Raw genomic sequence first — 11,438 nt, forward strand, 5'->3', positions numbered from 1 at the left:
ATGAGTGCCGTCACTCAGAGGGCTCTCTTTCGAGAGCCTGTAAATATTGCACTATTTTTTGGTGTTGCTGAGATTCCACGCCACCTCTTAAACGAGGTGGCTCTGAATGACGATTCTCTAACTATAAATCATAATTGATGACTTATTAGTTGTAAGATTCCTGGACACCCGCCTTCCCCCCTACGCCAAGGCTTCGGAGCGACAGGTCGCGGGTGTGACAAAGAGTGTTAAGGTAAATAGTATTGGAAACAAACTCAGGGATAAATCTTACACAATACCCTAACTCTTCACATCAGTCCGCTCAACAAGCTGCATACCCAAAAGACCTGATAGTTGATCTTCTATCATATCGTTATTAATGATCAAGCCTATGATCTCATCCAACGTTTCACAAGCAACTGCGCTATATCTTAAATCATAATTTTTCTCTGCTCCCGAATGATTTGAATCAAAGAAAAAATACTTTCCTTCTCGATAGGTAATCGAAATAATATGAGCACCTGAAGATGTTGAATAAGTGAGAAGACCGACATTATTCTCTGTTAAAGCCACATTCATCAAAGAGATCAAGTCATAAAGCCCTTGCTTAACTTTCGCACCACGAGTCAACAAATCAACCTTACAGTCAAATTCCTCTCCCATGAGCATTTTGATGTTAGTTTGCGCAATTTTAACACCTTCACCTCTTTTATTACCTAAAGTCATCTCTTCAATCTCAGCAAAATTTTGCTCCGCATAACGAATCATCTGTATAAATGTTTTCAATTGATCTGTAAATTGAAGCCTTTTGATCTCATCCTCTGTCAGCCCTTGCGGATCACCTTTTTCAAACTTAATATATGAAAAACCTTCTGGTGGCTCAAACACCTTTTGATTACTCACAATCTGATTCATAAATTCAGCATATTTCTCTGTCTTATCTTGCAGTTGTCCTTTGGCTCCTGAAAGAGCTAACATTGCATAATAGAGTGAATACCCATTACATTGCCCCTCATTCATGTCTTTATAAATTCGATAGTTCTCAGCTTTACTATAGTTATTAGGAGACTTAGATGCTAAATTGTCTAAATAATTCCAAAAATGTTCATGTATAAAGGCTTGATCTATGTTATCTGATAGTTTATCAAACCCTACAGGCATTTTAGGGATAGAAGGCTCTTTTGATTGCAGCAATTCCTGCTTCTTTAATTGAAGCTGATCAATCATCTTATGGTAATTTTGTTGATCTCCTGAGATAAAATAATACCCAGCAGCTTTAAGGAAATTGGCCCTGCTTTCAAAAAAGCCTCCTGCATTAGCTCCATATAAATGCTCCACTGTATCCTCAAATGTTGAAAATTTCTCTCGCAAAAAACGAAGTAAAGGTTGATCATCAAATTGCTCCTGCACACCAGCTCCAGAGGTATATTGCGCCTCTAAGAGTGTCTCGAATTTTTTGAATTTTTCAATAGCAAGTGGAGAGCCTTGCTCCAAAGCATTTTGATAATAAACCAATACCTTATTTAAATCCTCTCCCCAAATACCAAATCCTTGTTCTTCTAACTCTGCAATCCTAAAGCCCATATCAGCTCGTTTTTCCCTTGCACCAGAAACACCTTGATCTCTGGCTAACTCATAAAAGTCACTTGCACGCGTTAAATAGCTCATCGCTTCATAAGGGGCGCTTTTAAGCTTACCTAGAGCAAGCTCTTCAAATTTTTCTCCCTTTTGATAATCAGTCAAACCATCGCAATCCAACTCAACCAAAATAATTTGACTAACAGTCACCCCTGCTTGGGTAGCTTTTTCATAATAGTCTTTGGCCTTACTGGAATCCTTAGCTACACCAATTCCATCTTTATAATAGCCAGCAAGCAATTCTAAGGCGAGAGGGATTTCCAAAGTCGCTGCAATTTTGATGTAATAAAATGATTTACTAAGATCTTTTGTAAAGCTTTTCCCCACTTTATATTCGCAACCAAGAAGATAGGCTGACCTTCCATGGCCAGCATCTGCTGCTTCAAGATATAAAATCTCTGCTTTTTGAACATCTCTCTGGCAACCATGCGTACCCCAGAAATAGTTTTCGGCTTCTTGAAATTTCTTTTCAGCTTCTGCTGATACTTTGGGAGCCCCTACCTTTACAGAATGCTCACTCAGAGGTTTTTGTGATTCAAATTGTATCCCATCATTCAATACACGTGATTCAGCCTTAGACTCTCTTTTCACATCCTTATCACCATAAGTCGGAATTTTAGCATCCGCTACTTTGTTATCAAATGATTCAACTTTCTTTGGCATATGATCCTCCATCATTCATATGCAATTATTATATCATAAATTATATTTAAAATATATATATTTTAAATTCAAAATCGAAACAACCTGGTCGCATTATCCGTTGTCGCTTTTGCAAAGTCAACATAAGCCTCGCCCCTTAGTTCAGCTAAAAACATCGCGACATATTTCACATAAGATGGCTCATTTGATGAACCCCGCATCGGGACAGGCGCTAGATAAGGCGCATCTGTTTCAACCAAAAGGCGATCTGCTGGCAACCGCTTTGCCAATGCCTGCAATTGATCAGACTTTTTAAAAGTCACAATGCCTGACATCGAAATATAAAAACCGATCTCCAAGGCTTTTTCAGCGAGCCAATCTGCTGAGGTAAAGCAATGCAAGACGCCGCGTAATTTACCGCCATTGCTCATCTCAGAGAGAATTTCCCATGTGTCTTCTTCGGCTTCCCTTGTGTGAATCACAATGGGCAGATCCTTTTCTAAACAAAGCTCTAATTGCTGACGAAAGACTTGTTTTTGAATCTCTCTTGGCGCTTTATCATAAAAATAATCAAGCCCCGCTTCTCCAATAGCAACAACTTTTGGATGATCTAAGTAAGAGAGCATTTTTGCGCGATCAAATTCCTCCCCCTCTTCATGAACATGATGGGGATGAATGCCAATTGAACAATAAATATTATCATGCTTTTCAGCAACGGCAAGTATCTCAGCTGCTTTGGAAAGACGCGTTGAGATGGTGATCATTTTGTCAACGCCAGCCAGCCGACATCTTTCCAGAACCTCCGGCATTTGTTCTTTAAAAACGTCATAATCCAAATGACAATGGGTATCAATTAAACTCATCAAATCCTCTACGACTGTCTTAGCACATGATGCATATCAAGCAAGACCTGCTGTAAGACCAATTTACGATCAAGCGTATAGCGCTCGCACTGATCAAAAAGATCAACAACCCTCACCCAAAGATCATGCACTCTTTGTGGATATTTATATTGATGCATCCGCAGTAAAAAGTCATTTTCCGCATCCACAATTTGATAGGGAATCTGACCCAAAGAGACATAATGATTCAACTTGTAAATCCAGAGCAAAACAAACTCTTTGATCAACTGATATTTCTCATGCTGTTCTTTACCGCTCACTCTTTCACAAAAGGTCAGCACATCATGATCAGCCGCTCCATCACACTTCTTCAAAAGATCAAGGAGATCCAAATAGTCCTTCAGTGCATTTTTTTGAATATAATCAATGGCTCTGCCGATTGACCCTTTGGATAATTTTAAAATCTGAGATCTCTGGACAGCTGGCAAATCTGGTTTCACAATCCGGATCGCGCTTTCAATCATCTCATCTGACATCGCTCTAAATTCAAACTGACGACATCTCGATAGAATTGTCGGGAGCAAGCGCCCAATCCGATCTGTGACCAGAATCAGTACTGTTTGAGCTGGCGGTTCTTCAAGAACTTTCAAAAGCGAGTTCTGCGCTGCAATTGTCATCTCATGTGCATCATCAATAATCACACAACGATAAGCAGACTGAGATTTGGTCAGGCGGAGAAAGTGCGATACGCGGCGGATCTGCGAGACTGAAATTGACTGAGTCTTTGTTTTGGCCTTTGCTGGCTCTTCTTCATCAGTATCCATATCAGGCAGCAAGAGAAAATCTGGGTGTGAGCCTGCACGCATTTGAGCAACAACTGCTGACTCAGGAGACACATCAAAAAAACGCTCACCTTCACTTTGTGGGGCAGTATCAATGTCGGGCTCTCCGCCGAACAGAGGGGGGCCTAAATCTTGAGCCAACAGGGGTTGGCTCAATAGAAATTCAACGAGACGCCTTGCAAATCTCTGTTTGCCCACACCTTTAGGACCTGAGAAAATCAAAGCATGCGGCATGCGGTCTTCTTGGTATGATTTTGAGAGAAAGAGCTCAATCTCCTCATGACCAATGTAAGGAATTGTTGGCTCTGTTTCCTTTGGATCAAGGACGACAGGCGCTTTCTCTTTTCCTTTTGCAGGAACAACAGGCACTGGCGTTGGTTCAGGCTCTTCAAAACCGAATAGAGACATTAGCTTTTTCCTCCTTGATAAGACTCTAGGAGTCTTGCAAGCGATCTTTCAACCTGCCCGCGCACATCCTCGATTGATTGATTTGCATCAATCACATGGCAGCGCTCTTTGTTCTTTTGAGCGATATCCAAAAAGGCCTCTCTGATTTTCTGGTGGAACACAAGACCCATCCGCTCGTATCGATCGCCGCCCTCACCTCTGATCTGAGCACGCTTCAGCCCAAGAACGGGATCAAGATCGAAAATCAAACTGGCATTCGGTTCAAAATCACCCAAAACAAATCGGTAGAGCTCGAGGACCTTCTCCTGACCCAAACCCATTGCATAGCCTTGATAGGCCATGGTTGAATCGGCAAAGCGATCACACAAGACAATCACACCGCGCTGCATCGCTGGCTCAATCACCTTCACATAATGCTCACGCCTTGAGGCAAAGTGCAACAAAAGCTCTGTCAAAGAATCCCAGCGATCTGTATCACCATGAATCAGCAAAGACCTGATCTCTTCAGCGCTCTTGCAGCCCCCTGGTTCACGGGTGAGCAAAACCTCATAGCCTTTGGCGAGACAAAGATCTTTCACAAACTGAATCTGCGTTGTTTTACCAGCGCCTTCTCCGCCTTCAAATGTGATAAAAAGACCTTTTGAATCAGTTGTCATAGTCACCCAAAGATACTTGCAAAAAAGCGGCCAATGGCTAAAAAGAATCTTTTAAACCAGCCTGCTTTGTCGACATCTTCTGCTGCAACCAAATCGATTTCAATTTGATCGGCATTTGCATCTGGCAAAATCATTTTAACAGAGCCAATCTTTTGTCCCTTCTTCACAGGGGCTGGCACTTCATCTGGCACAGAAAATTCGAACTTTGCTTTTTTGATAGAAAGGCGCGGTACCGTAAATTTCGGATCAGCTCCATAGGCAAGCTTCACCACGTTTTTTGAACCAATAAGAACCTTAACCTCTTTGACTGTCTCTTCTTTCTCAGGAATAGTCAAAACATCAAATTCCCGGAAACCCCACTCAAGCAATTTTGAACTTTCTGCTTCGCGCTGTTTTGTACTTTTGAGTCCATTGACCACAATCAAAAGACGGCGACCATCGCGTTCTGCAGAACCAATTAACCCATAACCACCCGCATCTGTATGGCCTGTCTTAAGACCATCGGCCCCTTTTGTTTTGTAAAGCAAAGGATTTCTGTTTGGCTGGCGAATATTGTTATGGGTATATTCTGTCTCAGACCAATAGTGATAAAATTCAGGGAATTTATAAATCATTGTTTTCGCCAAGAGCGCAAGGTCATAGGCCGTTGAATAATGATCAGCATCTGGCATGCCTGTTGCATTTTTAAAGTGCGAACCTACCATACCAAGCTGTTCTGCGGTATCATTCATCTCTTGTGCAAAGAACTCTTCATCCGCTGAAACGCCTTCTGCAATGGCAACAGAAGCATCATTTCCTGACTGAACAATCACGCCACGAATCAAATCTTCAAGCGGAATTTCTTCACCAAGGCCAACGAATGTTTTTGATCCGCCCATACGCCAGGCTTTTTCACTAATTGAAACTTTATCATTCAGGGTGACTTCTCCGGCTTTCAATTTGTCAAAAATAACAAACATTGTCATCACCTTTGACATAGAAGATGGATACATTTTATCGCGCGCATTTTTCTCATACACGATTGTATCTGTTGCCAAATCAACCAGAATTGCTTGATCAGCTTCTGTTTCAAATTGAGGCGCTGCATATGCACAGGCTGATCCTACCAGCATGATAGAGGTCAAAAGGCCAAATAGGCCCTTACGCATAGTTGTTAAATTGAACTGTCTCATAAAAATCTCCACTTACCTTTTTCTTTTAATAATATCGTCTTACCTGATCTCTTAAAGCCCAATCAAAGCCGTTAGCTCATCCCATTCTCTTTTAGAAAGGCCTGAGCTTGCTTGCTCAACCTTTTCACCTTGAATCATGCGCTTAACAACCTCAAGTCCGGTCTTTGAGAGATGCCCGCCCCCTTGGCGATATTCAACAAAAGCATCATAAGCAAGCGGCACCCATTTTTTGAGAATATCTGTCATCAGGTCAGCATAGGCTCTGATCTCATATTGAGCGTGTGAATCAGCACGCAGCCTTAAGAAATGCATAAAGTTATGCAAATCAATCTTCCAATACCACTGTGTGTAGAAATTGAGTGACAGATTCATCCGCGCAAGCTCTCTTGCTAAGCCATCACGGCTTTCATCAAGCACATTGCCTGACTGATCACAATTGAGCATCTCTTCGTAATGAGAATAGTTTCTGAGCGCATCTTCTCTGAGCAAATTGAGCACATGGGCAGCCTCCGCTCCTGTGAGAACCTCGCCCCGCCCTTGATTGTTAATTTTAGATTGCGCGCAAAGATGTTGTTGCTCTGGCATATAGAATTCATTATCAAGCACAGAATAGCGCGCAGAATATTCATTCACATTTGCGGTTCTATGGCGAATCCATTGACGGGCAATGAAGATTGGCAATTTCACATGGAACTTAATCTCGCACATTTCAAAAGGCGTTGAGTGCCAATGGCGCATCAGATACTTAATGAGCCCTGCATCTTGCGTTACGTGCTTGGTACCCTTACCATATGACACGCGGGCAGCTTGAACAATTGAGCTATCATCGCCCATATAATCAATGAGACGCACAAATCCATGATCAAGAACAGGCAAAGCCTCATAGAGAATGTCTTCAAGAGCTGGCACTGTTGCGCGTCTGGTTTGAAAGGTCTCAGCGCGCTGGGCTGCAATCTCTTCTGAAATCAATTGACTGGCCTTATTTGATTCTGTTTGATTTTTTTGTAAAGATGTCTGCGCCATGCTGCCCCCTGTTGTTATCGCAACCACCATTTTAAAATTCTACTGCTTCACTCGTCGCTTATGTAGGTAAACTACACTGCGCTCCTCGTTCATAGTATAATTTTATCTGGCGTTTGCTATTATCAATTTAAATATTGTCCCTTTATAGCAAATTTCGAGTCGAGAATAAATCTTTTAAAAGCGATTCCGATATAAAAAATTGCTATAGGGATTCCGTGGAGACAGAAGGCCAACTCTTATCTGAAACGATACCTAGATCATTTATAGCCCAGAACGAGGCATTTTTTGGGCTATAAAAAGTAATTTATAGCCCAAAGGTTATTTATAACCGTTTAGTTTTGCGCAGCTTTAAACAGCCCGATCCTGACAAATTCTTCAACTGTTTCACCAATATCAAGATCAAACTTCTTTGCAATCAATTGCACAAAGCTTGATGGCTTAAAATAAGTGAAGAAAATTTGCATAGCCTCTTGCTTGTCCAGGGCAACAAGATGCTCATAAAGCACCTGTGTATGAGCATCAAAGTAAACCTTTGTTGATCCCAACAGGTCCTTACCAAGCAAGTTACGGAGATAGAACCCTTGATGTGAGGCTTGCTGAATCTCTCCACGAACGCCCGCTATCTGCTTCATCATGACATTGTTTCCTGAGAACATCTTTTCAATCTCCTCGGCCAAAATCTCGCAGATCACTAATTTTGACTGATCATGAGGCAAGTCAACAAGACGTGACTCTGGAGCTGGAGCTGCCCCTTGACCGTATCTGCATGAAGCTGGCAATACATTCAAATAATATCTACCAATTCCATCTGATTTCCCTGTCGGACAAAACATAATGGATCCAAGCATTTTAATAAAGGTCATTTCACGGTCAGAAAAATCATCTCCTTGATTTCTTGTCTCTGACAGGGAGTCTATATAGGCGGCAATTGCGAAAAATCGTGCTGTAACAATTGGCACAATTGCATCTTGATCTCCTTCAAAAGAGAGATGACGCGCTAAAAACTGATCAAACACCGCATGCTCTTCTATCTCTGCAAAGCTAAGACCTGTAAGCTCTTTCACTTGATCAGTCAAGCCTTCTTCTGAAGCAAATCGGGCCTTTAAAACTGAGAGATGACGATCTAGAAAGTCAGGTGATACTTTTGGTAACTGTCCGGCTCGAATGACGATCTCTTTCATTTCGGATCCAAAAAAGGTAGGATTAAAAGACAAAGAATAACCATTTAATATTTCTATGCTCGGGTTCATATTGTCCCAATTTATAGGCTCTGCTCTCTTTGCTTCTAATCTTTGGAAAATGTGATAGGGATTCAGCGGATCGCTATTTGCGCTTAAGAGCAGAATGGAGGTTCTGATCGCGAGCTGAACAATCTCATGCTCTTCATTAAGACCTAAGGATCCTGCGCCGCGCCTTGCAATAAAGTCAGCCAATTGCCTGACTTTCTCTTTATTAGGATTATGCTGCATTTGGTCACGCCAGTAATTTATTAATTGCTCTATTTCATCCCTAAAAAATCTAGCTACAAACAAAGCAATATCAGATTGAACCAATCTCTCAAAATATATTGGATCATTCATATGAATATCAGATAATTCTCTAACAGCCCGCTGAGCCATCTCAAAGGGGAGCGCATCAATACATTGCATAACAGCAAGACGCTTTTTATAGAGATGAAGGACACCTGTAGGAATTGGCTTCTCTCCTGTGGAATCAAAGAAAACAGCCTCCATACCTTTCCATTCAATCCGATCGAGACATCCGTGATAGGCACTCAAAAACATTTGACCCTCTTCTGAGTCTATTACCTCTTTATATGTCTGCATAGCTCTTATCTTCAATGCCAGTTCGTAACCATCATTTGAAGGTCCATTCAAATGATGGTTAACATCTCTCTGATCATTTTCAGAAATCGATATCAAAGCATCCACAACTGCTTCATGACCATAGGGCATCCTTGAGCATAAAGATAGAACACGTTCCAAAACCACCTCTCTTTGGTCAAGCGGTTGCTTTAGAAGTGTTATTACAACACTCAATCGAGTGCTATGATGAGGAATAGCTGAAATAAGCCTGTATAATTCGTCTGAAATCCGAGCAATATCTTCCAAAGATATTTGCTTTAATAGATCTTCACAGACTTTATGAAAAACCTCTGCATCTTTGATACCTCCTAAAAGCCTTTCGCCAAGAACAATCAAATCACGACGCCTCTCCATCGGAACCTTCGCTAAAGCCACAAAAATCCAAGAATGACCATGAGTCAATGCTCTGATATAAGGAAAGACAAGCCTAAAAGTCTCCGCTCTTTCAGAGTCAGGAATAGACAGAAGTCCAGTGAGAGTCAAAGCGCGACCTACCACACCCCTTTTTGTCATCCCATTCATATAAGGTGCTACCACTGATAAAAGATCAAGCCTTTCTTCAGGGGTACAATTTTCTATGGCTTGAATCAGACGTGGAATCTCTTCATCATCTAGCCTAATATTAACGAGAAATTGGTCTAATAAAGGAAAAAATTCTCGCAACTGCTTAACATTCATCCCTTTCATCAAAGCTGAGCAATTCGGATTTTTCAGATCTCTGATAGAAGAAAAAACCAAATCAATTGCTTCGTCTAAGTTTTCAGGCTCTATCGCCAGCAAAACTGAAAGGATATCTACCAAATCAGAAAAAAAGCTTACATTGTTTACCAAATTTGGCTTCACCTTATCAAGAAGTGTGGCCACCTTCTCAAGAGGGTAATTCAATAGATCTCTGAGAACAACCTGCCTCTTTTCAGAGAGTGTCCCAGGAATGAAACCCAAATAAGTGAAACCTGCATACTGAACTCCTGTCCCTTCTAATTTCATAGATATCATCTCAAAAAATGCACGAATCGTTTGATGATCTATCCCTTTCAGAATAATGAGCAAAGCGCATAGATCATCAAGAGGCCTCCCCTTCAGAAGCTGCCTTAAATCATTTATCAGAACGAAAGAGGATCCCCATTGTGATGGAGGCGTTTCATTCCAGACCCTTAATACCCGAGTCAGATCAAAGTCCCTAAGGCGCAGCTGAGAACAATTCGCCTTGAAAACCTTGATCATCAATTCACGCATCTTACCTGAGAATTGAGAAAGAGTCGTGATCAAAAGACTAAAGGTTCTCTTTTGTATCTCTGAGACAAAAGGCAAAAACTGAAGCATATCTCGGGTGACCGGCACAATTTTTTCCTCATCAGTTCTATTTAATTCTACAATGATTGTGTTTAAATCTGTCACGACTTTTGATAATCCTGGATGACCACTCAACAACTCCAATGCCGCGACAACTTTTTCTTTTTTAGATGAAGACACGCGCATCAGCTCCTTGAGGATAAAAACCCCTTTTTGCATCAAAGGTATGGCACAATCAATAATCTGGATTAATTCCTCTTTGTTCAGACGCAACCTGAGTAAACCATCATAAATATCATTTACTAGTTTCCCACTATTTTCTCCAACCTTCCCTAATTTTTGGAACAAGTGAGTCACCACTTGCCCCATCACTTCAACTTGTGATTTTGAGAGACGTGGCATAACGTTTAGAAATCTATTCCCAGAGTAAAATGCGCCCTCATAATCATTCACCTCACCAAGAATACAAATCGTATTAAATGCCACGGTGAGCTTTGCGAGCCTATTTTTTGAAGGAATCAACTCAATATTGCATAACAAAGTATATGTATGTCTTTGTAAATCTATACGTTGATCAAAAGTATTAACGATACTATCACAGAATTCATCTAAAATCGTCAAGAACTTGGCTCTTTCACTTGACTCAAAGCTCTGAATTAAGCTGAAAATGAGGTCAGCTGGCTGTTTTTGATCAGCCTTTACCTGATATCCATCCCAAAAACCGTTACCCATTTTTTCTGAAAATGCGTTTAAATCACAAAGGTCAGCCTCAGGGATCAAGGCCAAAATTTGATCATAATAAAATTGGCTTTCTGCATCTCTCTCTTCGCTTTCTTCAACCGATCTGTCCATCAGATCGATATCCATCGGATCGAATGCTTGAGCTGTTGCCCTATTGAGAGGTACTGCTTGTGCCGGTTGAGGCATAGGCTGAGCTGGTGAAACAGGAGCAGCATTTATATTAGGCTGTAATGGATTAAAATTGGACATCATAATTTCCTTTATTTAAATATATCGTTTAGGCGGTAATATCTTGTGCATTATGAACAGACAATAGATCATTGATTGAATAAAATCA

General features: G+C 41.1%; 7 protein-coding genes. All 7 read right to left on the minus strand.

Annotated features, from left to right (window positions below):
- Positions 1-279: 279 nt before the first annotated feature.
- The gene (locus KBF71_02445; protein ID MBP9877178.1) at positions 280-2,280 is read right to left on the minus strand and encodes a sel1 repeat family protein; all 2,001 of its coding nucleotides are present in this window, start codon (positions 2,278-2,280) and stop codon (positions 280-282) included.
- A gap of 68 nt (positions 2,281-2,348) precedes the next feature.
- Positions 2,349-3,122, minus strand: coding sequence for a TatD family hydrolase (locus tag KBF71_02450; protein ID MBP9877179.1), 774 nt, complete (start codon positions 3,120-3,122; stop codon positions 2,349-2,351).
- An 8-nt stretch (positions 3,123-3,130) separates the two neighbouring features.
- A complete protein-coding gene (locus KBF71_02455) occupies positions 3,131-4,351 on the minus strand; it encodes an AAA family ATPase (GenBank protein ID MBP9877180.1) in 1,221 nt (406 codons plus the stop codon).
- Positions 4,351-5,007, minus strand: a complete 657-nt coding sequence (locus tag KBF71_02460) for a dTMP kinase (protein MBP9877181.1) — start codon at positions 5,005-5,007, stop codon at positions 4,351-4,353. The genes KBF71_02455 and KBF71_02460 overlap by 1 nt, the downstream gene beginning before the upstream one ends.
- Positions 5,008-5,009: 2 nt before the next feature.
- A complete protein-coding gene (locus KBF71_02465; GenBank protein ID MBP9877182.1) occupies positions 5,010-6,179 on the minus strand; it encodes a D-alanyl-D-alanine carboxypeptidase in 1,170 nt (389 codons plus the stop codon).
- A gap of 51 nt (positions 6,180-6,230) precedes the next feature.
- Positions 6,231-7,202 carry an FAD-dependent thymidylate synthase gene (locus tag KBF71_02470; protein ID MBP9877183.1) on the minus strand — a complete coding sequence of 324 codons (972 nt, stop codon included), beginning with the start codon at positions 7,200-7,202 and terminating at the stop codon, positions 6,231-6,233.
- 332 nt (positions 7,203-7,534) lie between these two features.
- Complete coding sequence (locus KBF71_02475) at positions 7,535-11,350, minus strand: hypothetical protein (protein MBP9877184.1); 3,816 nt, start codon at positions 11,348-11,350, stop codon at positions 7,535-7,537.
- Between the last annotated feature and the right edge of the window lie 88 nt (positions 11,351-11,438).

Source organism: Alphaproteobacteria bacterium (assembly GCA_018063245.1).
Taxonomy (GTDB): domain Bacteria; phylum Pseudomonadota; class Alphaproteobacteria; order JAGPBS01; family JAGPBS01; genus JAGPBS01.

Bases quoted from the DNA above. Each gene is read 5' to 3' on its own strand.
- KBF71_02445 (MBP9877178.1), bottom strand. From the start codon at position 2,280: ATGCCAAAGAAAGTTGAATCATTTGATAACAAAGTAGCGGATGCTAAA.
- KBF71_02450 (MBP9877179.1), bottom strand. From the start codon at position 3,122: ATGAGTTTAATTGATACCCATTGTCATTTGGATTATGACGTTTTTAAA.
- KBF71_02455 (MBP9877180.1), bottom strand. From the start codon at position 4,351: ATGTCTCTATTCGGTTTTGAAGAGCCTGAACCAACGCCAGTGCCTGTT.
- KBF71_02460 (MBP9877181.1), bottom strand. From the start codon at position 5,007: ATGACAACTGATTCAAAAGGTCTTTTTATCACATTTGAAGGCGGAGAA.
- KBF71_02465 (MBP9877182.1), bottom strand. From the start codon at position 6,179: ATGAGACAGTTCAATTTAACAACTATGCGTAAGGGCCTATTTGGCCTT.
- KBF71_02470 (MBP9877183.1), bottom strand. From the start codon at position 7,202: ATGGCGCAGACATCTTTACAAAAAAATCAAACAGAATCAAATAAGGCC.
- KBF71_02475 (MBP9877184.1), bottom strand. From the start codon at position 11,350: ATGTCCAATTTTAATCCATTACAGCCTAATATAAATGCTGCTCCTGTT.